At 70.5% G+C, this 24,049-nt stretch carries 14 protein-coding genes and 1 pseudogene; 1 reads left to right on the top strand and 14 read right to left on the bottom strand.

Annotated features, from left to right (window positions below):
• Positions 1–282: 282 nt before the first annotated feature.
• From C3V41_RS13225 to C3V41_RS10860, 7 genes are all read right to left on the bottom strand, one after another.
• Complete coding sequence (locus C3V41_RS13225) at positions 283–3,498, bottom strand: hypothetical protein (protein ID WP_165271643.1); 3,216 nt, start codon at positions 3,496–3,498, stop codon at positions 283–285.
• Positions 3,499–3,597: 99 nt separating this feature from the next.
• Positions 3,598–5,436 (bottom strand): HSP90 family protein, encoded by a 1,839-nt coding sequence (locus tag C3V41_RS10885; RefSeq protein ID WP_106110272.1) that lies wholly within the window; start codon positions 5,434–5,436, stop codon positions 3,598–3,600.
• A 10-nt stretch (positions 5,437–5,446) separates the two neighbouring features.
• On the bottom strand, positions 5,447–6,199 hold the full coding sequence (locus C3V41_RS14295) for a hypothetical protein (protein ID WP_106110271.1): 753 nt from the start codon (positions 6,197–6,199) through the stop codon (positions 5,447–5,449).
• 1 nt (position 6,200) lies between these two features.
• The gene (locus C3V41_RS10875; RefSeq protein ID WP_106110270.1) at positions 6,201–6,674 is read right to left on the bottom strand and encodes a hypothetical protein; all 474 of its coding nucleotides are present in this window, start codon (positions 6,672–6,674) and stop codon (positions 6,201–6,203) included.
• Between the two features lie 722 nt (positions 6,675–7,396).
• Positions 7,397–8,878, bottom strand: a complete 1,482-nt coding sequence (locus C3V41_RS14445) for an ATP-binding cassette domain-containing protein (protein WP_368033267.1) — start codon at positions 8,876–8,878, stop codon at positions 7,397–7,399.
• On the bottom strand, positions 8,866–10,590 hold the full coding sequence (locus tag C3V41_RS10865; RefSeq protein WP_254423580.1) for an ABC transporter permease: 1,725 nt from the start codon (positions 10,588–10,590) through the stop codon (positions 8,866–8,868). The genes C3V41_RS14445 and C3V41_RS10865 overlap by 13 nt, the downstream gene beginning before the upstream one ends.
• Positions 10,587–11,696, bottom strand: a complete 1,110-nt coding sequence (locus C3V41_RS10860) for a thiamine ABC transporter substrate-binding protein (protein WP_106110819.1) — start codon at positions 11,694–11,696, stop codon at positions 10,587–10,589. Before C3V41_RS10860 ends, C3V41_RS10865 begins: the two co-directional genes overlap by 4 nt.
• Positions 11,697–12,624: 928 nt before the next feature.
• Here C3V41_RS10860 and C3V41_RS10855 point away from each other — a divergent pair.
• Positions 12,625–14,094: a sunset domain-containing protein gene (locus tag C3V41_RS10855; protein ID WP_165271642.1), complete on the top strand. Its 1,470-nt coding sequence runs from the start codon at positions 12,625–12,627 to the stop codon at positions 14,092–14,094.
• Positions 14,095–15,123: 1,029 nt separating this feature from the next.
• On the opposite strand, the gene C3V41_RS10850 is transcribed toward C3V41_RS10855, so the two are convergent.
• From C3V41_RS10850 to C3V41_RS10810, 7 genes and pseudogenes are all read right to left on the bottom strand, one after another.
• On the bottom strand, positions 15,124–16,095 hold the full coding sequence (locus C3V41_RS10850) for a diaminopimelate dehydrogenase (RefSeq protein ID WP_106110267.1): 972 nt from the start codon (positions 16,093–16,095) through the stop codon (positions 15,124–15,126).
• 278 nt (positions 16,096–16,373) lie between these two features.
• Positions 16,374–16,715: a hypothetical protein gene (locus C3V41_RS14440; RefSeq protein WP_368033298.1), complete on the bottom strand. Its 342-nt coding sequence runs from the start codon at positions 16,713–16,715 to the stop codon at positions 16,374–16,376.
• Positions 16,716–16,833: 118 nt separating this feature from the next.
• A pseudogene (locus C3V41_RS14435) lies at positions 16,834–17,364 on the bottom strand (winged helix-turn-helix domain-containing protein); the annotation flags it as partial.
• 274 nt (positions 17,365–17,638) lie between these two features.
• Positions 17,639–18,739: a redox-regulated ATPase YchF gene (gene ychF, locus C3V41_RS10830; RefSeq protein ID WP_106110266.1), complete on the bottom strand. Its 1,101-nt coding sequence runs from the start codon at positions 18,737–18,739 to the stop codon at positions 17,639–17,641.
• 284 nt (positions 18,740–19,023) lie between these two features.
• Complete coding sequence (locus C3V41_RS14005; RefSeq protein WP_254423579.1) at positions 19,024–21,393, bottom strand: phospholipase D-like domain-containing protein; 2,370 nt, start codon at positions 21,391–21,393, stop codon at positions 19,024–19,026.
• Positions 21,394–21,772: 379 nt separating this feature from the next.
• Positions 21,773–22,471, bottom strand: a complete 699-nt coding sequence (locus C3V41_RS13440; protein ID WP_217350938.1) for an excalibur calcium-binding domain-containing protein — start codon at positions 22,469–22,471, stop codon at positions 21,773–21,775.
• A gap of 701 nt (positions 22,472–23,172) precedes the next feature.
• Positions 23,173–23,805: a DUF4291 domain-containing protein gene (locus C3V41_RS10810; RefSeq protein WP_106110264.1), complete on the bottom strand. Its 633-nt coding sequence runs from the start codon at positions 23,803–23,805 to the stop codon at positions 23,173–23,175.
• Positions 23,806–24,049 lie beyond the last annotated feature (244 nt).

Below are 24,049 nucleotides of genomic sequence, written 5' to 3'. Positions count from 1 at the left end.
CACGTTCGGGTACCGGGCCGGTGGCCCGGGCGTCGGTCAACGCCTTGACGTCGCTGAACGCTACCGGCGACCAGGACCGTCGCCAAGTCGTAGCCCACTTCTGAGACCAGGGTCACTGCCAGGGGCGTGCGGGGACAGCGGGGACAGGAGCCCGCTACCGGGCCCGTCCCCGATTCCGGCAGCCAACCGGGACCAGGCAGGCCCCCGGAACCCAGTACCGGACCACAGGACCCCGGTGCCGGGCCGCAGGAGCCCTAAGCCGCAGGCCCCCGGTGCCAAGCCTCACCCGGCGGATCCCGCCCCGGCGGGCTCCAGGGAGTCGAGGTACTGCTCGACCTTGCCCACGTCCTCCAGCGCCGGGTTGCCCTCCCACCGGGGGTGGGCCAGCAGGGCGCGCACCTGGGCGACCCCCTGGCGGGCCAGGGGCAGGTGCGTGGCGGGATCCTCCTGGATGAGGATCGCGTGGATCCGCGCGACGTGCGCCGTCACCCGGGCCTGGTCCTCGCTCCGGCCCACCTCGGCGTACAGCCTGGCTGCCGTCGCGAAGTGCCCGCCGGCCTCCTGGAGCTCGGTGCCGGACCACAGGATCTCCCCGAGCTGCTCGTAGGCGTCGGCGCGCTCCTGGACGGCCTCCTCGCAGGGCCGCTCCCAGGCCTGGTCCAGCAGGTCGGCGCCCAGCTGCCACAGGTCACGGGCCCGGGGCAGCTGGGCCCGGGTCATGGCGGTGGTGGGCTGGCGGGTCAGGGCGAAGGCGGCCCGACGCAGGAGGCGGGAGCGGCGCAGGGCCCCGCCGGGGCTGTCCAGGTCCTCCAGGTCGGCGCAGCGCTGGTAGAGGGCGGCGGCCGTGTGGGCCTCCTTGAGCTCGTAGGAGGCTCGCGCCGCCCGCTCGAAGGCGGCCAGCGCACCCTTGTCGTTGCCCGTGGCGAGCTCCAGCTCGGCCAGCTCCTGGCTGGTCTCCTGCAGGCGCGCGTACTCGTTGAGGTCGTCCAGCACGTGGGTCAGGACCCACAGGAGCCTCATGCGGCGTCGCTGGAGCCCCGGCCCGCGCAGCAGCCCGATGGCCGTCTCCAGGACCTCGGCGGCCTCCAGGAAGCGTCCGGTGGCCCCGAGCGCGTTGGCCAGGTTGGCCATGGTCTCGGTCGCCCAGTCCCGCACGTCCAGCGCCAGGGAGATATTGGCCGACTCCTGGAGCTGGCGGGCGGCCTCCTCCTGCATCCCGTACATGCCGCAGGTCCAGCCCAGGGAGTCGCGGGCGGCCAGGGCCAGCCAGGCCGGGCAGGGGTCGTGGCGGCGCAGGAGGGAGTCCGCGAGCACGCAGGCCTGGTAGGGCTCACCGCGCATTGCGCTCACGGCCACCCGGTCCAGGTCCAGGAGGTCGCGCAGGATCCCGTCGGGGTCCTCGCCGCGGGCCTCGACGTCCCGGACCAGCTCCTCGGCCTGCTGGAGGACCTCGGCGGCCAGGTCGAGGTCGTTGAGGAGGTAGGAGCACCGGACGAGGTGGTCCAGTCCGTCCAGCGCGGTCCTGCGGTCCTCGGGGGTGCCCTGGGCCAGCTCGGCGACGTCGGCGCGCAGCCGCGAGGCGAGGTGGTGGAGGCGCCCCACCCGGCCCTGCCAGGCCTGGTACTGCATCCTCTGGGCCTCGTCCTGGTCCACCCCGGTGATCTCGGTCCTCTCGGCGGCGGCGTTCTCGGAGCGCAGGCAGGACAGGGCGACGCAGGTGACGTGCAGGCGGCTGTCTATCCCCGGATCCTGCTCGGCCTCCTGCTGGGCCAGCACCAGGGCCTGCCGACGCCGTTCCATGGCCTGGTAGGGGTCGTCCAGCCGGAAGGCCGCGGCCCCCGCCGTCATCGCCAGGTCGCACCGCTGCCTGAGCGTCAGCCCCTCCTCGTCCACGGGCAGCAGGCCGCGCTCACGCACCTGCTGGTGGAGGAAGGTCGCCTCCAGGGTCATGGCGGCGGGGAGGCGCTGGATGCGCGTGGCCGCCTCCAGCCCGTCGGCGGGCGGGGTCAGGACGGGCAGGCTCAGGGGCGGGTAGGGCTCGGCGTGCTCCTGGCGGGGGGCGGGGGCCGGGCTGGCGGTACTGGGGGCCTGGCCGGCACCGCCGGGGGCCTGGCCGGCACCGCCGGACGCCCCGGGGACGGCGTCGGAGCTGGCGTCGGCGTCAGGACTGGCAGAGCCGCCAGCGTTAGGACTGGCAGAGCCACCGGAGCCAGAGCCGCCGGAGCCAGAGCCGCCAGCGTCGGAGCTGCCGGAGCCGCCGCTGCCAGCAGAGCCACCGGAGCCAGCGTGAGGACCGGCACCGGCCTCGGGCAGGTCGGAGACGTGTGCGGCCTCGGGCAGGGGCTCGGAGGGGCTAATGAGCTCCAGGATCCTGGTGAAGTCGGCCACGGCGAAGGGCTCACGGGCCAGGGCCCGCTCCAGGTCCCGGCCCAGCACGGGGTTGCCGTTACGGGCGTCGTAGGCCGCCGTCAGGCTGCGCACCCAGGCCAGGATCTGCTGGCGGGCCCGGCTCACGGTGACCTCGGCGTCGACCCCCGCCTCCGGGCCCCACACGGCGTGGGACGGCAGGTCCACCCCCAGGGGCTCCTGCCCCAGGCCCGCCCGCTCCGCCTCCCGCAGGACCAGGGCGATGCCGATCAGGAGGACCTGGAGGCTGTCGGCCTCGTCGGCGTCGGCCGTCCAGGAGGCGTGGCGGCGCAGGATCTCCAGGCCGCGGACCAGGTGCCCGGACAGGGCCAGGTACTCCAGGTGGCGCCCCATGGGGGCGGTGTAGCGGGGGTTGACGCGGTGCCTGCGGTAGGAGCGCAGGTGGGCCTCCCAGGCGGCCCGGGGGCGCCCGGAGGCCAGCAGCGGCAGGAGCACGAGGTTCTGCATACCGGCGGGCTGCTCCCCGCAGCCCACGTCCTCGCGCAGCACGGGCACCGCGGTGGCCACGGCCAGCTCCCAGTCCTCGGCGCGGCGGGCGGCGCCCACCTGGCGCTCGGGGTCGCAGGCCACGCAGTCGGAGTTCTCGTCGCGGGGGGTGGCGCGCCAGGCGGCGAGCTCGGCGCGCGCCTCGTCGGGCAGGCCCAGGTCCACGGCGACGTAGTAGCGCTGCCCGTGGACCGTGTGCATGGAGGCCCCCTGGGAGCGGAAGAAGGACTCCATGCCGTCCTCCAGGAGACGCACCTGCTCCAGGCTCACCCGGGGGTTGGCGGCCGCCGCGGTCACGACCCACTTGTAGTTCCACATGAGGTGGTACAGGCGGTTGTGGTGGAAGAGGTCGGGGCGCTCGGCCTGCCGGGCCAGGCACCACACGAAGGGGGCCACACCCTTCCAGTGCTCCCGCCCCCACTGGTAGGCGTGGATGAGCTCCAGGCGGGTGACCACCGCGGCCTCCTCGTCCTCGATGGCGTCCGCCCAGGTCACCGCCTCGGCCACCAGGGCGGAGCGGGCCGGGCCGTAGGGCAGGGCGTGGGCCTGGTCCAGGCGGTCCCAGATGTCCTCGCGAGTGGTCATGGACGCTCTCCTTTGGCACGACGCCGGGTAGGGGAAGGTGGTAGAGGGTGGGGCCCGACTGCCTACCGGCAGGTGGGACGGCGTCGGGGGACGCACCGTTCAGCAGGCAGCGGGAGGGGGCGGCTCCTGCTCGTCGCCCCGGCCGCCCGGGCCGACGGCGCGTTCCAGGAGGGTGTGGAGGGTCTGGGCCGCCCAGGCGCGCTCGGTGGGGCCGAGCACCTGGTGGCCCGACAGCAGGCTCTGCACGTAGAGCCCGCGCAGGACCTGGGTGAGGACGACCTCGTCCACGGAGGTCACGAGCCTGGCCACCAGCGGGTTGGAGCGGTTGAGCACCAGGCGCGGCGGGGAGGAGGTGGCGAAGGGGTCGGCCACGCCCAGCAGGTCGGACCAGACACTGCCCACGGTCCGGGCCGCCTCGGCCCCGCTCCTGGCGACCTGCTGGCCGGCCAGGTCCGGGTCGGGCAGGTAGAGGGCGGGCAGGGCGGCGGGGGCGAAGCGCCGTAGGACCACCTGGCAGCCCTGGGAGCCCAGGGCGCGGGCGGCCACCAGCAGCAGGTCGGCGGCCTGCGCCTCCTCCGCCGGGGTGCACGGCTCCAGGACGTCGAGGAGCTCACCGGGGTCCACCAGGTCGAAGACCACGCCCCCCAGGACCTCGGGGTGGGTGCGCACCGCCTGGAGGAGCTCCTCCTCGTAGGAGTGCCCGGCGTCGACCAGCACGATCCCCTGGGCGGAGGCGACGTCGGCCAGGGCCCGGTACTGGTCCACGGTGCGGGTGTAGCGCACCTGGCGCCCGAGGCGGACCAGGTCGGCCAGGGCGGTGAGGCTGCGCGGGCCCTCGGTCGTCTCCAGGGGCACGTGGTGGGCCACGAGGTCGAGCATCATGGGGTCGTGGACGGCCACCGCACACAGCCCGACGGCGTGGGAGCGGACGAACTCCTCCATGCGGGTGGGGGCGGTGTGCCGCAGCCGCTCCAGCCAGTCGCGCACGGCGGTGCCGATCGCCTCGCGGGTGGCCCCCAGGAGCTCGTCGTCCACCAGGGTCTCCCGGGACGCCGTCAGGCGCAGGTGGCGGGCGTCGGCCACGACCCGGGCGAAGTAGGCCCACTCGGGGGTGAGCTTCTGGGCCGAGCGGGAGACCAGCATCCGCTTGACGCTGACGGTGTGGTGGGCCTGCTGGGTGGGTGAGGCCGTGGGCATAATGACGGCCAGGCCCCTCAGGCCCGCGGCGGGCACGTCCAGGTCCACCAGGTCGAAGGGCGTCACGCCCAGGTGGGTGCGGCACCACTCGCGGGCCTCGTGACGGCTCATCTCCCAGGGCGCGGGCTCGCGGCCGTGGTAGGTGGTGGCGCCCGGGCTGCGTACCTCGATGCGCACGGGCAGCAGGGAGCCGAACTCGTCCACCAGCGCACGCACCGTGCCCGGCTCCACCCAGGACTCCCCGGGGCGGGCGTTGAGGACCACGGTGGTGCCGGGGGCGTCCAGGGCGGGGACGTCCTCGCCCGGGGGCAGGACGGCGTAGGTGCCGTCCGTGCTGCCCCTCCAGCCGACCGTGGGGGCGTCAGGGGTGCGGGCGGAGCGGGAGGCCACCGTGATCTCCTCGCTGACCATGAAGCAGGACAGCAGACCGATGCCGAACTGCCCCAGGTAGCCCACGCGCTCCAGGCCCAGCTCGTCACGCTTGGAGGAGGCGCCAATGGTGGACAGGAAAGTCCTCATCTCCTCCTCGTCCAGGCCGATACCGGTGTCATGGCAGGTCAGACGGGGCCCGTCGAGGGTGAGGGCGACGCGGCGAGGGCAGTCGGGCTCGTCGTGGGCGCGCGCGGCAATGGCGTCGACGGCGTTCTGGAGGAGCTCACGCACGTAGACGCGGGGCCCGGAGTAGAGGTTGCGGGCGAGGAGGTCCACCATCCCGCGCAGATCCACCTGGAAGGTTGCCATGGTCCTGCCTTCAGACGGTCGGGGCCGCGGGGGCCGGGTCGGTGGGGCCCGGGCTGGCTGGCCCGGTCGGGTCGGGGGGCAGCGGGAGCCCCTGGGTCTCACTGAGCTCGTCCAGGGCGTGCAGGGTGCTCTCGCACCACACCCGCAGCGTCGTGCGCAGCTGGGGGTCGCTCATGCCCGCGGTGACGGTGCACCAGGCCCGCCCGACCACGTCGGCGCCGGCCAGCCCGGGGGCCGTGAGCAGGGTGGGCGAGACCCGGCCGGAGTTCTTCTCCAGGAGGTGGGCGGCCAGGTGGGCAGCCGCCTCCTGCGTCAGGCCGACGGTGTAGCGCGACTCCATGAGCAGCCTCACCTGAGCGGGCTCCGGCGCGGGGGCGCCGGTCAACCGGTCCGGGGCCGGCGCTGGTGCCTGCGGGGCCGGGGCCGGTACGGCAACCGCCTGGTCCGGGACCGCCTGACCTGAGGTCGCCTGGTCCGCCGGGACGGGTCGCTGAAGGGCCTCCGTCGAGCCGGCGTCAGGCCGGTCCAGGGCAGCCTTCTCCGCCTGGGTCGAGACCGGCCCCGGGGCCGGTGGGGCCGACTGGTCCGGGGCCGCCGGGCCCGGGCTCAGGAGGCGCAGGGTGCAGGGGTAGCGGTAGAGAACGACCTGAGTGCGGCCGTCGTGCACGACCGGGTCCAGGCCCAGGCGCCGCAGGGCCGCGCAGACCCGCTCCAGGGTCACCGGGGGCGCTGCGACCTCGGGGGGCGTGTTCCACCAGGGCACGTCAGTCCTCCTCCATGTCAGGGACGAGCTCGTCAAGGGTCTGGCGCAGGGCGGCGACGGCGGCGCCGAGGGCGGCCACGGCGTCGTCCATGACGGTGGCGAGCTGGGGGTCGTTCATGCCCTCACCGACGGTGGTGACGACCTGCGCGTTGACAATGACACGGCGGGGCAGGTCGGCAGAGGGGTCCTGGTCGGGTACTGGCGGGGCCTCGGGGTCGTCGTAGACCGCGAGCGCGGGGCAGGTGGGCTCCTGGAGGAGGCGGGTGCACAGGGCGACGGCCTCGGCACGGCGCGCCGGGGTCATCTCGGCGGAGAACCGGGCTCGTAGCACCAGCCCGTAGCCCCGGTAGACGAAGGCGAGGAAGCGGTGCCCGGGGACGTCGAGGCCCCCGTTGCCGTCAAAGGAGAAGCCGGGGCCACGGCGCCGGGCCCAGGCCCCTAAGCGGTCACTAGTCACGGAGGGAAGGTCAGCCATCCCCCGCATGGTATCCCGATACCGCCGGGCTCATCCGGTAACACGGGTGGGCCCCAGGCTCCCGGGCCGATGGTCCCACCGGCCCCCACCAGCCGGGTGCCCCGGCCTGCCGGACACGCGGGGCGCGCTGTCCCGGTCCCAGCCGCACACCCCCTCCCCACCCCCATCGCGAGAACGGTACTTATTCGCCGCGAGAACGGTACTTGTTGCTCGCGAGAACGGTACTTGTTCGTCGTGAGAACGGGACCGGCCACACAGCACGCCCCCACAGACCGCACCAGTTCTTGCAGGAGGCGCCCGGGGCCTACGGAATCATGCGGATATCCCGGGGTCCTGCAGGGGGCCGGTACAGAAACTGATGAGATATGCAAGAACTAGTGCAACCTGGATACACCCCAGCCCAGGTGAACGCGCTCCCGCGCCCCTGAACGCGCCTTGACCTCGATGTACGTCTTCCCACGCCATTGAACGCGCTTTAGCCTTGATGAACGCGCTCCTGGGCATACGAACGCCGCCCAGGACGGCGTTCACATGCATGAAACGGCGTTCACGCGCACGAAGGCGCGTCCACCTCGAATCAGCCCAGCGTGTCCCCACCAGAGGCCCCTCGACGCCGCGCAGCATCCAGGGGCGGGACCTCCGCCAGCTCACGCAGCTGCCGCCCACCTGCTGGCGCAGCATCCAGGGGCGGAGCCGACAGCACGCAACCATCCCGGGCACAGTCACCGGCCACCGTCGCGAACACCGGCCGTGCGGGACGGATCCAGCCGGACCTTGACCTCCTGCCCATGTCCCACGACGACGCCGTCCGGGACCAGGGCGGCCGCGGCACCAACAGGACCACCGGCGCCCAGGAGCTGGACCTCGGCCCAGCGCTCACCACGACGGGCACGCAGGCCCGTCACCCGCGCTGCGGCCGTGAGGGCCCGCACCCGCTCGGGCCCGGGCGCCGAGAACGCCCCTCCGCGCGCGCCCAAGGCCTCGTCCACCGAGGACGCTCCACCCACCGGAGGCGCCCCGCCCGCCGCGATCCCACCTACCAGCACACTACTCATTGGCGGCACCCCGCCCACCAGGGCCCCCGGCCCAGCACTTACCGCAGACGCCCCGGTGGCCGAGGACGCTCCATCCACCAGCACCCCACCCATCGAGGACGCCCCACCCACCGCGGCCCCACCCACCGGGTCACCATGACCCACCACGCTCAGCGCGCCGGGTGCCAGGGCCAGTGCCGGGAGGCCGCCGTCCGTGGCGCCACCGGCCGCGAGCGCGCCCTCCCACCCCAGGCAGGCGACGTCGTCGGCACCCAGGACCGGGGAGTACCCGAGGAACTCGGCGACCTGCCGGCTGCCGGGGTCGCCCCAGAGCCGCTCGGGGACGTCCAGGCGCGCCAGCCGCCCGTCGGCCATGACGCCTACGCGGTCGGCCACGGTCATGGCCTCGTCCTGGTCGTGGGTGACGTAGAGGGCGGTCATGGCCTGCTCGCGCAGGATGGTCCGCAGGTCCAGGCTCAGCTGCTCACGCAGGGCGCGGTCCAGGGCGGAGAGCGGCTCGTCCAGGAGCAGGAGGCGGGGCCGGGGGGCCAGGGCCCGGGCGAGGGCCACCCGCTGGGCCTGGCCACCCGACAGGGTCGTCACCGCCCGCCCCCCGTACCCGCCCAGGCCGACGAGGTCAAGGACCTGCGCCACACGCCGGTCCCGCTCAGGCCGCGTCATCCCCGTCAGACCGTAGGCCACGTTCCCGGCCACGTCCCGGAAGGGGAAGAGCTGGCCGTCCTGGAACATGAGGCCGAAGCCGCGCCGGTGCACGGGGGTGCGCACCACCGAGCGCCCCGCCCAGGCGACGTCCCCCCCGCTCACCGGCTCCAGCCCGGCCACGGCACGCAGGAGGGAGGACTTGCCTGAGCCGCTGGCCCCCAGCAGCGCCACCACCTCGCCGACGCCGACCTCCAGGTCCACCCCGTCCACGGCGGCCACGGGCAGGGCGGGGCGGGGCGCCGGGTAGGTCACGCGCAGCCCGGTCAGGCTCAGGCCCGTCGGGGGTGTGCCCGACGCCGGTGGCCGTCTCGGGCCAGGTGCACCCACCGGACCAGCCGGGTGCGGCACCCCCGCACCAGGTGCACCGAGCGCGCCCACCGGACCAGCCGGAGCACCATCGGGCGCACCCGCCCCCGGGTTGGCCGAAGCACCAGTCAGGTCATCCACGGAGCCTCCTTCCCGTGGCCCGCGGTCTGGAGCCACTCGCAGACAAGCATGAGGACGGCGGTCCCGCCCGCCAGGACGACCCCGGCGGCCAGGCCCATGCCCTGGTTCTGGGCGCCGGGCCTGCCGATGAGCCGGTAGAGGACCACGGGGAGGGTGGGCTCGGCGGGGCGGGCGAGGAACGACGTCGCCCCGAACTCCCCCAGGCTGGTGGCCAGGGCGAAGCCCGCGGCCAGGCCCCCGGCGCGCACCAGGTGGGGGCCGTCCACGGTGGCCAGCACGCGCCCCGGCCCGGCCCCCAGGGCGGCGGCGACCTCGCGCTGGCGGGGGTCAATGGCACGCAGGGCCGGCAGCAGGGTGCGTACCACCAGGGGGACGGCCACCACCGCCTGGGCCAGGGGCAGGATCCACCAGGAGCGGGTCAGGGCCAGCGGCGGGCGGGCCAGGGTGACGAGGAAGCCGAAGCCCACGGTCACCGCCGAGACCCCCAGGGGCAGCATGACGACGGCGTCGAGCACCGCCAGCCCCCGACGCAGCCAGGCCGAGCGCGGGGAGCGGGAGATGACCAGGCTCAACGCCACCCCGACCCCCAGGGAGATGGCGGCAGCCACCACGGCCACGCGCAGGGAGCTCCCAGCGGCCTGCCAGACGGTGACCGTCAGGGCGTTGCGCCCGCCGGTGGTGGACAGGTCGGTGTAGTTCGCCAGGGTCCACTGCCCGCCCCGGCGCAGGGACCTGGTCACCAGGGTGGCCACCGGCCCCACCAGGAGGACGGCCACCACCGCCAGGGTCAGGACCAGGGCGGGGACGTCGCCCGGACACAGGCGGGTGGCGGGCACGTCCACGCGCAGGGCCAGCCGCGCCTGGCTGGCGCGCCGGGCGCGCTCGGTGGCCCCCAGGCAGGCTGCGATGACCGCGAGCTGGAGGACGCTGAGCACGGCCGCGTCCCGCAGCTGAAGGTACTGGGCGGTCAGGGTGTAGATCTCGGTCTCAATGGTGCCCACCCCGGTGCCGCCCAGGACCAGGACCACCCCGTAGGCGGTGGCGCAGAACAGGAACGTCAGGGAGGCGGCCGAGGCGATGGCGGGCACGAGGCTGGGCAGGGTGACGGTGCGCCACGCCCGCCACGGCGAGGCGCCCAGGGCCCGGGCGGCCTCCTCGGCGCGCGGGTCCAGGCGGCACCACATGGTGCCCACCGTGCGCACCACCAGCCCGTAGTTGAAGAAGACCAGGGCGGCGACGACGGCGGTCAGGGACCCGTCCAGCCCCCAGCCCCCCAACGGCCCGCCCTTGGTGACCAGGGCGTGGAAGGCCACGCCCACCACGACGCTGGGCAGCACGAAGGGCACCAGGACCAGGGTCCGCAGCAGGTCGCGCCCGGGGAAGCGACGCCGGTAGAGCACCAGGGCCCCGGGCACGCCCAGGACCACGCAGACCACCGTGGCCAGGGTGGCCTGGGTCAGGGTCTGGCGCACGACCCTCCAGGTCCGCGGGCGGGTGAGGACCTCGGCGAAGCCTGACAGGTCCGGGCTCCCCTCGGGCGCCAGGCCCCGGCCCACCAGGGTGGCCACCGGCCAGGCGAAGAAGATCCCCAGGAAGACCAGGGGGGCCGCCACCGCCAGGGCCCAGCCGGCGCGCTCGCCCCAGCCGGTGCGCGGGCCCGACGCCGGGGCGGTAGCGCGCGCGCCGCCGGGCACCGGGGCGCGTTCCCTCACCGGCCGACGGCCTCGGACCAGGTGGCCAGCCAGGACTCGCGGTTGGCGGCGATGTCGGCGGCGGGCACCGAGACCGGCGTGGTGGACAGGGTGCCGAACCTGGTCAGGGCGTCGCCCAGGGAGGCGTCGGGGCTGACCGGGTACATGTACATGTTCTGCGGGATGGACTCCTGGACGTCCTTGGTGAGCATCCACTCAATGAAGGCCTTGGCGCCCGCGGGGTTGGCGGCCCCGGTCAGCACCCCGGCGTACTCCACCTGGCGGAAGGCGGTGGCCGGCAGCGAGGCGGTGGTGGAGCTCTGGCCGTCGGGGCTGACCGTGGCCGCGGGGGAGGAGGAGTAGGACACCACGATCGGGTAGGCCCCCTGGTTGCCGCCGCCGGAGAAGTCCGTCTCGTAGGCCTGGGTCCAGCCCGAGTCGATCCTGGTGCCGTTGGCCACCAGCTGCCTCCAGTAGTCGGCGAAGCCCCCGGACTGGGCGGTGCCGAAGTGGCCGATGGTGGCCAGCAGGAAGGCCAGGCCCGGGGAGGAGGTAGAGGGGTTGATGGCCACGAAGAGGTCCTTGTAGTCGGGCTTGACCAGGTCCTCGAAGGTGGCGGGGGCGGTCAGGCCCTTGGAGGCGAAGTAGGTGGTGTCGATATTGACGCTCACCTCGCCGAAGTCAATGGGCACCAGGGCCGGGGTGGCGCCCACCACGTACTGGTCGGCGCCGGTGGGCAGGGTCACGGACACGGAGGTGTCGATGACGCCCTCGTCCAGGACGCGGCTGGCGAAGGTGTTGTCCACACCGAAGACGGCGTCGCCCAGGGGGGCGTCCTTGGTCAGGATGAGCTTGTTGACCAGCTCGCCGCTGTCACCGGAGGCCACGGTCTGGAGGTGGTAGCCGGTGTCCTTCTCAAAGGCGGCCACCAGGTCCTCGGGTACCTGGAAGGAGTCGTGGGTGACGACGGTGACGGTCTGGGAGCCGGTGCCGGACGCCCCTGAGGCGGCGGGACCGGCGTCGTCGTCCTTGCCGGAGCAGGCCGCCAGCGTCAGGGCCAGCACTCCGGCCAGGGAGCCGCCCAAGAGGGTGCGGCGGGAAAGGGTGGGGGCCGTGGGAACAGCCATGGGTGTACCTCCGTGGTGTCTCGGAGGGCCTGGGCACGCACGCGCCCAGGGAGAATTCTCGACTTCCTTCGCCGGTACTAGCCGGAGCAGGTTCGAGGGTCTGCGTCGGCCCGGACGCCCGGGACGGCGGGCGCTGGCCCCAGGTCCCGACGGCGCCTCGCGGCTCCCGCACTCTCAGCGCGTACGCGCTCCCCTGTCGTGCTCACAGCATATAGCGCCCGGGCCGACCCTTCATATCCACGGGCGCGGCGCCCGCACTCCACACACCACCCGCGGACCTGTTCCACGTGAAACCCGGCCAGGCCGCGAACCCGCACCCCGGGTGCTCACCTAAGACGACGCAGTCGTTCAGGCCACGCTCAGCACGGACTCCCGGCACCCGCCCGAGAGGAGCCTCTCCCCACCCCGGACAGCAGCCAGGACCACGGCGAGGGCGCCATGAACGCGCAGGGACCGTCTGGCTCCCCCGTCCAGGTCAGCTCGGTGGACAGGGAGCACCGCAAGCGCACAGGGACTATCCTGCCGCGGCGCGGCGTACCCACGGACGGCGCCATCGGGCCTCCCCCACCGGCGGGAACCGTCCGGGAGCCACCACCCCAGGAGACGGCGCCCTACGGCCACGAGCTGACGATTCGGTCAGTGGCCTCAGGCACGGTCAGGAGATACGATAGGGCGACATGCGAGGCCTCCACGCAGCAACGTTACCTTATCGATATAAAAAGGTCGCCAACACGCCTACCCTGCCTGCCCTGACCTGTGCAGGCCCTCGGCTCGGCGGCCTTGGGGTCAGTCGTACTGCGCGCCAGCCTCGCAGGTACTACCAGCAGCCATGTGCCCGACGCCGCCAGCAGGCAAGCGGATCTCCTGGTCCTCCTTGTCGGGAGCAGCGGTAAGACACGGGCACACAATATCTCTAGAAAGGAATTCAATGAGCCACCTCTACCGATCCGCGATCGGGACGCTCGCAGCGGTGTCATTCATGTGGGCCGTTGTTCCCGCAGCCACGGCCGACGACCCCGACGTCGGGCAGACGGCCAGCCCCGGGGTCGAGGCACCGGCCACCCCAGACCCTCAGGCCGGACCGACGGACGCACCTCCCGTCCCCCCGGATCCGCCTGTCGCCCCCGCTCTTCAGGGATGGCACGCTGAAGGCGGGGTCTGGTACTACTACGACCAGGGCGTGAAGAAGACCGGATGGCTCTTCCTGGGAGAGGCCCGGTACTACCTTAACGTCGACGGCTCCATGGTCACGGGCTGGGCGCGTATCGGAGGAATCTCCTACTACTTCGGTACCGACGGCGTCATGCAGCACAGCAAGTGGGTCCCCTCGGGCGGGAACTGGCTCTACCTGACCGATTCAGGGACGGTGGCCACCAACAAGTGGATCCCCCAGGGAGGCTACTGGTACTACGTTGACGCAAACGGTTTCATGGCCACGGGCCAGATCCAGGTCGATGGAGCATGGTACTACTTTAACGCAAACGGAACCATGGCCACCAGCGCGTGGGTCTCGCAGGGAGGCTCCTGGTACTACTTTGGTCCCAGCGGAGCCGCGACTACGGGATGGGCGCAGCTCGGAGGCACCTGGTACTACTTCAGCAGCGAAGGGGTCATGTCCACGGGCTGGATGCAGGTAAGAGGATGGTGGTACTACTTTAACGCAAACGGATCCATGACCACAGGGTGGGCCCAGATCGGGGGATCCTGGTACTACTTTGGTCCCAGCGGAGCCGCGACTACGGGATGGGCGCAGCTCGGAGGGACCTGGTACTACTTCAGCCGTGAAGGGGTCATGTCCACGGGCTGGATGCAGGTAAGAGGATGGTGGTACCACTTTGACGCAAACGGCTCCATGACCACGGGGTGGGCCCAGATCGGAGGGTCCTGGTACTACTTCGGCACCGACGGCGTCATGCAGCACAGCAGGTGGGTCCCCTCAGGCGGGAACTGGCTCTACCTTAACGACTCAGGTGCTATGCTCAGCAGCACCTGGCTGCCCCAGGGAGGCGCCTGGTACTACTTCAACACCAATGGCGCCATGCTTACCGACTGGGCCAAGATCGGAGGGGTCTGGTACTACTTCGGCACTAGCGGGGTCATGACTACCGGCTGGGCTCAGATTGGAGGATCCTGGTACTACTTTGGCAGCAGTGGGGTCATGTCCACCGGGTGGGTGTACACCGGCGGGAACCGTTACCGCTTCAACGGGAGCGGCCGGTGGGTCAGCATCTACTCGGGCACCTACACCTGCCCCAGCTCGCACCCCATTAAGGGGAACCAGGACAGTATGATCTACCACAGGCCAGGACAGCAGTCCTACAACGTCACCAAGGCCGAGGAGTGCTTCGCCTACGCGTCGGACGCGGAGGCCGCGGGATACCGGGCCGCCAAGCGGTGACCGTCCCCCATTCTCCTCAGGCCAGCAGACCAGTAGCCAACTGTATCGTCTCTCCTACCGTCATCTGTCTCCTATAAGGATGCCACCAGGACCCCTGGAACAGGCGGGACCGATGAGGACCTGCACGTGTGGGGCGGGAGGACCATCCGGTTCTCCCGCCCCACGCAATCGCGCGAACACCTCTACGGCTGGGCACCCGGTGGCGCCGCCGCCGGCAACCCGCCCTACACGCTCGCGCGGACACCTAGATTCAGGCAGGAGCACAGAGGCGGCCCTAGGATAAGGGGGCTATGCACGGCCCCGGCGGTGGTGGGCGGACGGTTCTGTCGCAATCTGAGGATCAGAGCCGACCCCACCCCGCACAACTCTTTGTACACTCAATGTCCACGCAGGTCAGGAGCCCGGACCCCAGCGCGGCAGAGAGTGCCCACCGCCCTGATCCTCAGATTGCGACACACGTACGAACCGGGCCAGCAGACAGACGGCAGATTATCCGGTTCGCCAGATAAATCCGCCCCGATTCACCCGGACCCACGCCGGGAGAACTCGGCAGGCACCCCACCACCTGGCCCCTTACCCCGGACCACCTCCGGTCTCCACCGTCATTATGGCCATTCCCGCGCCCAGAGTATGCCCCCGGCCGTGCTTGACAGCCCGGCCGATCCCTCCGGCGCTGGAAGCCGGAATCCACAGCGAGAACATCGACCTTACCCACTGAGCCCTCCGAGTGAATGCGCGTGCGCACCCACCCGGCCACTACGCCCTTGACGAGCGCCACACTGACGGACCCGGGCTCTCGAGCACGTGCCCCAGTCCCTGAACCTGCCTCTGCCAACCTCGCGGGCAGAAAGCGCTGTAGACGAGACCGGGGACGGCCTCCTCGCATTCCTCGGGAAGACCGGCCCCTACGCTCGTACAGCGAGGTCGGGAGCAGCCTGGCGCATCGGCTCGTAATAGCGAACGGTCATCGGCGCGATACCGTTAAGGGCGCGGGCCATATCGGTCACGCCCGTGGACTCCGGCAGCCAGTCAGAGGTACGACGCGCGCAGGTCGGCCGGGTCCTTCGCCGACAGGTCGGCCAGTGTCACGTCGAAGACCGTGCGCGCCCCGGTCTCGCCGCGTGCCGCCATCCTTACAGCCGCCCGGCCCATTGCGACCACGACGGAGCCGGTGAACTCGGGGTTCGATCCCAGGTCGAGCTCGAAGCCAATGCGCGCAGCGACCCCCGGGGAGGTCTCGCCGCGACGGATCACCGTGCCCCCGTGCGGGATGCCGCTGTGCCTCGCGGCCATCTCCTCGGCGGAGATGAAGGTCACAGTGGTGTCATAGTCCGCGAAGTAGTTCGGCATCTCCACGATCTCCTTCTCAATGCGAGCGAGATCGGCGCCGTCGTCGGCCACCACGTAGCAGTCACGCCGGTGCATCGAGCGGGTCGTCAGCTCGACGTCGTCGCCGGCCTTGACCGCGTTGACGGTCTCCTGCACCGGCAGCGTGTACTGCCTCGCGTCCACCACCCCGGGGATGCGGCGGATCGCGTCCGAGTGCCCCTGCGAGACACCCGGCCCCCAGAAGGTCGTCGTCGTGCCGTCGGGCAGGACCGCGTCCCCGAGGACCCGGAGCATGGAGAACAGGCCCGGGTCCCACCCGGTGGAGATGATGGCGAGGTGGCCGGCCTTCCTGGCAGCGGCGTCGACGGACGCGAAGTAGGCCGGGATCTTGGCATGCGTGTCATAGGAGTCGACCGTGTTGAAGAAGGCGGCCGCCGCCGGGCCCTGCTCGGCCAGGTCCGTCGCGGATCCGCCGCAGTCGAGGCAGACGTCGATCTTGCCTTCCCAGTCCGGCATGTCGTCGACGTGGGCCACCGGGGCCCCCTGCGTGGCGACCGTGCCCGGATCACGCCGGGTGAAGACGACGACGAGCTCCATGTCGTCGTTGCGGGCGATCGCCCGCTCAGCACCTCGCCCGAGGTTGCCGTACCCGTTGATTGCGACTCTGATCATGGGAGCCCTCCTGTCGTTGACGCTGTGGCCCCAAGCCTCCCACCAGGACCGGCTCGACGCGAGCCCCGGCGGGCGACGTCTCGCGAGGAACGAACCCCGGGGCCCGCGGACGCGCATCAGGCCACGGTCGACGGCGAGGGGCTCGGCGCCCGAACGAGGCATATGAGATGCTCATCACTCTTTTACGGCCTCCACCCATGCACAGTGGCACATCGTAGTCGGAGCCGCCCACCTTCGGGAGATACTCGGCAGACCTCCACAAAAGACTGAGAACGACGTCAACACATAAATGACCACGCGACTGCGTCACCGCAGACCCCATTCAAAGTATGGCTGGAATTAAACAAGATCGGTGTGTGGTGGTGTGACTGGGAGGTGCTCGAGGTCGTAGTCGAAGGTGCGGTTGGTGATGTAGGTGGTGAAGGCCGTGAAGGTTTTCTCCGGGGTGTCGCGTTGGAGGTTGGCGGTGCTGGTTCTTGGCGGCGTCCCGTACGTGTTCCGTGGGACCCAAGGTCGGGGGCGTAGGGGGGAAGGTAGATGGGTGTTATGCGTTCCAGGGCCTGGCCGGGGGCGTAGAGGTCGGTCAGGGCCCTGGCGTGGTGGAACCTGGCGTTGTCCAGGACGACGGCGATCTTCTTTCCCTCGTCGGTCTCTCGTTGGAGGCGGCCCCGTCATGAGGATGGTCTGCTCGGTGTTCTGGTCTCCCTCGACGGGGTAGATCCTCATCTTCCTGGTCGTCAGGCTCAGTGCCCCGAAGAACGACTGGCTCGCCTTCTCACGGTCCACGTACAGTTTTGTCCTCCTTCCTCTGGGGAGCCACATGCGCCTTGTCTCGGCCTCGTGGCGGGCGCGGACCTCGTCGACGGTGTAGACCTCCCAGCCCTCCTGGAGCAGGTCGTTGACCTGGTGCCGGATCTCGGCCATCCGCCTGGTGACGGCCTCCTCGTCGCGGCGCTTGTCGAACGGGTCGGGGCAGCAGAGGCTCATTCCCAGGAAGCGCATGAGCAGCCGGTAGGAGGAGTCCGACCTGTACTCGACTCCGAACCTGATCTGCACGACGTCCCTGAGAGCCGGGACGTCCCAGAACTCTGCTCTGACTCCCGACTCCGAGGGCGGCTTACTGAGAATCTCCTCCAGCTCCTCCTTCTGCGCCCTCTTGAGTTTTGCGGCGTTCTCGTTTCCGGCGTGACCGGTCACCACGGATCCCAGCCTGTACCTCCGCCATTCCGAGAGCCACTCGCGTACCGTCTTCTCGGTCCGCTCGACCATCTCCGCGATAATGTCCAGGCCGACGCCACGGGCGGCGTACACAATCGCCTCCGCCTTCATCCGAACCAGCTTGTAGGTGTCCGAGCGCTTCTTCCACCTGATGAGGATGTCCCGCTCCTCGTTCGTCATGTCGATCTGCACGAGACAATCCTACACGAGATACTCCGCAGACGTCAACCAGGAACCCCGCAGAAGCCATCCCAGAATACCGTTTTGTTTAATTCCGGCCATAGCAGACGCCAGGAACAACGAGCGACCGCTCATTAAAAGCATCTCACACATTAAAGCGGAACTCGACCACGTCTCCGTCGGCCATAATGTAGTCCTTTCCCTCCATTCGCACCCGGCCGTGGGCGCGGGCCTCGGCCACGGAGCCGTACCTCATGAGGTCGTCGAAGGAGATGATCTCGGCCTTAATAAAGCCGCGCTCAAAGTCGGTGTGGATGACCCCGGCGGCCTGCGGCGCCGTCGCCCCCTTGCGGATGGTCCAGGCACGCGACTCCTTCTCCCCCGCCGTCAGGTAGGTCTGCAGGCCCAGGGTGTCAAAGCCGACCCGCGCCAGCTTGTCCAGCCCCGACTCCTCCTGCCCGCTGTCGTGCAGCATCTCAGCAGCCTCATCAGGTTCCAGCTCCACCAGCTCGGCCTCGAACTGGGCGTCCAGGAAGATCGCCTCAGCTGGTGCCACGAGCTCGCGCAGCTCGGCCTGCTTCTTCTCGTCCCCCATTCCGGCGTCGTCCATATTGAACACGTAGATAACGGGCTTGGTGGTCATGAGCTGGAAGGTGCGCAGGACCTCGGGCTCGATCCCGGCCCGGGCGGCGTCGCCAGAGGCCACTGCCGCGGAGAGCAGGGTGCCCTCCCCCAGGACAGCCAGCGCCGCCCGCGCCGTCTCCAGCACTGAGGCGTCCGTCTTCCTGCCGCGCACCTCCTTCTCCAGGCGCGGAACGGCCTTCTCCAGGGTCTGGATGTCAGCCAGAACGAGCTCGGTGGCAATAGTCTCAATATCGGAGGCGGGGTTGACGACACCGTCCACGTGGACCACGTCGGGGTCGTCAAATGCGCGCGTGACCACGCAGATGGCGTCAGCCTCGCGGATATTGGCCAGGAACTGGTTTCCCAGACCCTCGCCCTCACTCGCCCCGCGCACGATCCCGGCAATATCCACGAACGACACTGTGGCAGGCACCACCTTGGCGCTGTGGAACATCTCGGCCAGGCGCCCCAGTCGCGCGTCAGGCAGGGGGACGACGCCGACATTCGGCTCGATCGTGGCGAAGGGGTAGTTCGCCGCGAGGACGCTCGCGCGGGTCAGGGCGTTGAACAGGGTGGACTTGCCGACGTTGGGCAGTCCGACGATTCCGATAGTGAGAGCCACGCCCTGAGTCTAGGCCACCGGGCGGGGCAGAGGGCGAAGGACGACAGGGACGTCGTAGGTTCGGAGCCAGCAGGGCGCGCCAGCCCCAGCGCGACCCACGGGACACCGGCGCACCAGGACCGCGGCCCGCGGCACCCGGGAGACCGTGCCCACGCAGCCAGGACACCGGCGTACCAGGACCGCAGGACCCACGGGCAGGTCCACCCCACCGGAGCCGGAGAGGACCGGACCCGCCCTTTGCCGCACTGTCCCACCCGGCCCCGGGGCACGGCCTGAGCCACTCCTCACAGCACCGACGACATGAGCCGGCACACATTGTCAATGTACTTGTTCCACCACGGCTCGCGCGCCCACTGCGCCGCGGTGAGCTCGGTGGAGATCTCCCGGTAGTGGGCGTCGTTCTCCCGCAGGAGGTCGTCCAGGTCTCCGCCGAACGCCAGCAGCATGACCTCGTAGTTCAGCGCAAAGCTACGGAAGTCCATATTGGCGCTGCCAATGACGCAGGCCTCCCCGTCCACGGTCATGTACTTGGCGTGCAGCACCGTGGGCGCCGGGTAGCGGTAGATACGAACCCCCGACGCGAGCAGCGCCGAGTAGTAGGAGCGCTGGGCGTGGTTGACAATAAACTGGTCGGATTCCTGTCCCACAAAGAGCTCCACCTCCACCCCCCGGTAGGCGGCCGTGGTCATGGCGGACAGGAGCGCCTCATCAGGAATAAAGTAGGGACTGGTAATAGAGACTCGCCTGGTGGCGTTCTGGATAAGGGAGAGGAACAGCCGTAGGTTCGGCTCCGTGGGGTAGCCGGGGCCGGAGGGGACGAGCTGCATCGCGTTGACGACGGCGTCAGGACGTCCCGGCTGGGGTGCGGGAGTCCCCACGGGGGCGGTATCGAGAATCTGCGCGGTGAGCTCAGGGAGGATTATGGAGTCGTCCACCTGCGGTATCGCACCATTAACCAAGGGCGCCGGGGCGGTGACGGAGGCGGAGGCGACGACGAGAGGACTCAGCGAGGAGTCGTCCATGTCGTGGAAGGGAGCGAGGTACCCGGGCCGGGGTGGCGTGGCGCTGCCGCGGCCAGCAGGCAGCCCGTCGGCCGGGCCCCGGTTAGCGAGGCGAGGACCAGCCGGTGCGCGGCCATCCGGCGCGAGACGGGTCGGTGCGCGGCCAGCAGGCGGCCTACCTGCCCCAGCAGGACCAGCCCCACCAGGACCAACCGGACCAGCCCCGGCAAAACCTGCCGTGGCAGAACCAACCGAGGCAGGACCGACCCGGCCAGAACCGGTCCCGGCAGGACCAGTCCCGCCAGGACCGACCCGGCCAGAACCAACCGGGGCGGGAACAACGGATCCGCTTCGGGGCCCCTGCCCCGAGATCCTCTGGTCACGCCTGGCCGCGCGGTCGGGCTCCCCCTTGGCCCGGTGCCTGCCGCCCTTGAGCCGGTGCCTTCCTCCGACCGTGTAGCCGTCCGCGGTGGTGTAACCGCCAGCAGCCGCGTAGCCGTTCCCGATCGCGTAGCTGTTCCCGAGGGCGTGCCGACCTCGGGGACGGGGCCCTCCCCCGGTCAGCCCGTCCACGGTCGCTCGCCCGTTCTGGGCATAACCGCCCCTGAGCACGTGCCTGCCCCCGAGCCGGTGCCTGGGCACCCCCCTGACGAGCCCGGACCCCACCCCCAGCTCAGCGGCCAGCCCCGACTCCGTCACCTGTGCCAGTGTGCGCGCCTGACCCGGGTCCGCGCGCCTGACCCGCGACCTCCTGAGAGCCTCGGCGGCGCCGGGAACGGCGTCGAGCAGGTCCAGGGTCTCCCCGGACTCGAAGTACCAGTCCATGGCAAAGACCGCCTGCGCCTCCACCACGACCGAGCCGGTGACCTCCACGGTCAGGTCCTCCCACGTGCGCCCGGCACGGATATTGCGACGCAGCCGGTAGGTGGGGTCAATAATATTGTGGCTGCCGATAAAGGCGCGCTCACCGTCGACGACAAGAATCTTGCGGTGGTTGCGCAGGTCCGGACGACGCCAGCGGCGACGCAGGGGCAGCAGCGGCATTGTGAGGTACCACTGGATACCCGCCGCGGTCAGGCGACGCCCGAGCTGGTTCCAGCCGGGGTACTTGCGGCTTCCCAGGTGGTCCAGGAGAAGACGGACGGTCACGCCCCGCTGGACCGCGCGCGCCAGGGCCGAGTAGAAGGGGTCGGTGACCTCATCCCAGCTCTGGATGTAGAACTCCACGTGGACGTGGCCGGTAGCGGCGTCGATCGCACGCACCATGGCGGCGTAGGTGGACGGGGAGTCCGAGTGCAGGGCCACGACCTCCCCGGTGACGCAGGGCAGGCCGGTCAGGCGCCGGTTCATCCGCAGCAGCGAGCCCAGGGAGCGGCTGGGGGTGGCGCCCTCGGGGGCGTCGGGCAGGTTGCGCGTGTAGGCCAGTGTGGTCCTGGTGGCGGCGACCTGCTGCTGGTAGCGCTTGCCCTGGACCCAGGGGCTGCCCAGGAAGAGGTACAGCGGCAGGCCCACGAACGGCAGGAAGAAGATGAGGACGAGCCAGGCGGTGGAGCTGGAAGGGCGGCGGTTCTCCGGGATGACGCCCAGGGCCACGATCTTGATCGCGTACTCCAGCACCACCCACGTTCCCGTCGACAGCTGGTTCCAGTCCATGGGCTCATCCTGCCACGACGCCGGAGGACACCCTGACCCTGAGCTGGGTCGACGTCGGACACCGCGGGTGGACGCACTGGCCTGTAGGTGAACTCGCCATCCTGCGGGTGGACGTGCTGTCCCGCGCGCCGCCGCGCCGCCCTGCAGATGAACGCACTGGCCTGCCGGGTAGACGTGCTGCCCTGCACGCCGCCGCACCGCCCCGCAGATGAACGCACTGTCCCGTAGGTGGACGCGCTTAAGGGTATATGAACGCCGCTCTACATGGCGTTCACGCACCCGACAGCGCGTTCACCTGCGGGACAGCACGCTCACGATCGCGGCCAGAACCCTCGATGCGCGCAGAGGCCATGTCCCGCAGGGCCCGCGGGCGGCGCGCTCACTTCTCGCAGGCAACCCCGTCATGGTCGCGGTCCAGAGCAGAACGGTAACCTGGGTCGCCCTGGTACAACGGGGCCGCACCTGCGGCCTTTGCCTCGGCACAGTTCCTGTAGTAGGCCTGCGGCTTCTGCGCAGGCTGTGCTGGCTCCTCCGGTTCCTGCGCCTGCTCCTGCGCTGCTTCCTCGGCCTGCTGCGCCTCCTGGGCCGCCTTCTCCTGCGCCGCCTTCTCCGCCGCCTCCGCAGCTGCCGCAGCAGACGCTGACGCCTCCGCAGCGGCCGCAGCAGATGCCGAGGCCTTGGCTGACGCCTCCGCGTGGGCGGAGTCGTGGGTGACCGTCAGGGTGATCTCCCGGTCTGCCGCAACCTGCTCACCAGCCGCGGGGTCCTGGGCTGTCACGGACCAGTTGCTCTTCTTCCACACGGACTCCTTGCCGTCAACGTCCTTGAAGGTGGGGTCCTCGGTGAGACCGGCCTTCTCAAGGGCGTCGACGGCGGCGTCGCCCTTCAGGCCGACGACGTCAGGCACCTCGATCGTGGTCTGGGCGGTGGTGGCTTCCGACGACGCGGTCTTCTTGGCCGACGCCTGGTCGCACCCGGCAAGTGCCGGCGTCAGGACGAGGGCAAGGGCGACGAACCAGCTACTGGCGGACAGCAGCCTACTGCGGCGACGCGGTGAGACGGACTGGGGAGCGGACACGGTGGGATCCTTAGGTGACGGGAGCGGAACAACACCCCTGGGATACACCCTGGTACACCGCGACGGCAATAAACCACCGCATTTGTCATCATATTGTTATGAAACTCGAACAAAATAACGATGAGGTCACTTTGTACACCCATTGAACTCGCCCGCAACACGAAGGCTCGTCAAGCACCCAAAGCCATCGCGCACTCCGTGCGAAAAAACAACTCCTAAGACACTCAGAACTCACCAAAGTTTGAAAGCTCACGATTGAACGCGGTCGACCGATAAGGTCTTCCTATTACCTCACCGCGCCTGCAGGCCCGTCTATCTGGATCTCATCGGTCCCCGGTCCCCGCACCTGTGCCCACCTACCTGGCCGCACGTCCGCGGGCCCGAGGCCGGTGAAGCAGGCACCCAGCCCAACTCCTCCAGCCCAGCTCCTGTACCCGGCCGCACGTCCGCAGGCCCGAGCCGCCACCGCGTCCGGCTGGCCCCCGCCCCGCTCAGCTCGCCTGCCAGCACGAGGGAAGCGGCCCGCTCGCCCGCGTCGCCTGGCCCGGACCCGGCGGAGGAACCGGGGCCTCTATTGGGACAGCCGTTCCCGGGCCCAGAGGCGGGTAGCGCGTGGTCCAGGTCATGCTGGTCGCGTGCCTCAGTCGTTCCCAGGCTCAGAGGTGGGTGCCTGGGCGGCGACACAGTGGCGCTCGAGCGGGTCAGTCGTTCCCGGGCCCAGAGGTGGGTACCGCGCTGGAGGCGCCGAGCCGGACGGCGGTCGCAGCGACCAGAGGGTAGGGGGCCTCGCGGGGCAGGCGGCTGAGGTCGATGCGCTCAGAGCCACGCAGCTCGCTGACCAGGTCTGTCACGTCAGTAATATCGACAATCCAGTCATCGACGTAGCTGGGGACCATGCGCGGGCCGATCCCCACCTGGATCGACCGGTGCCGCAGGGGGGAGGAGCGGACATTACGCTCGGGATCCCACTGGACCCGGACCGGGCTGGTGGTCTTGGCCGAGCGCCAGGCCTCGTAGGTGGGGTACACGGCGGGGTCGAAACTGCTCAGGCACGCACTGGCCAGGGCCTCGTCAAATCCTGAGCGCAGCAGGCGGATAGCGAGCACCTGCTCCTGCCCGGGTTTGGTGGCCCAACCGCTGCGGTACATCATCCACAGGAACGACGGCTTGATCCACGTCATTCTGGTACGGCTAAAAGGTGGCACGAATCGACCCGCACGCAGGGCCGGTTCAGCGATACTGGACGAGTACGCCTGGTAGACCGTGATCGTGTCATCATCGTAGAGCGCGCGCACCTGGCGCGCAGGAATATCGTCGGGGACAGGGGGTAGCATAACTGTCCTGGACCTCCTAAGGGTACGGCTACTCCGACCCCTGAAGGATACCGTACGGCACAGGATAGGGCACGCAGCTCCCGGCTCAGGGCGCGGTCGGTGCCAATACCGTCCAGTTCTCACAGAGCACGGGCACGACGCCGAGTCGGGTCTGACCCGCGACAACCGTCAAGGTCTCCCGGAAGGCGGCTGGTAGACGGCGGCCTTGACGCCGTTGACACCAGCGGCGCGCAGCCCCCAGACC

This window comes from Actinomyces sp. oral taxon 897 (assembly GCF_002999235.1).
In the GTDB taxonomy this organism is placed as follows: Bacteria; Actinomycetota; Actinomycetes; order Actinomycetales; family Actinomycetaceae; genus Actinomyces.
This window is presented reverse-complemented; position numbering and strand designations above follow the sequence as displayed.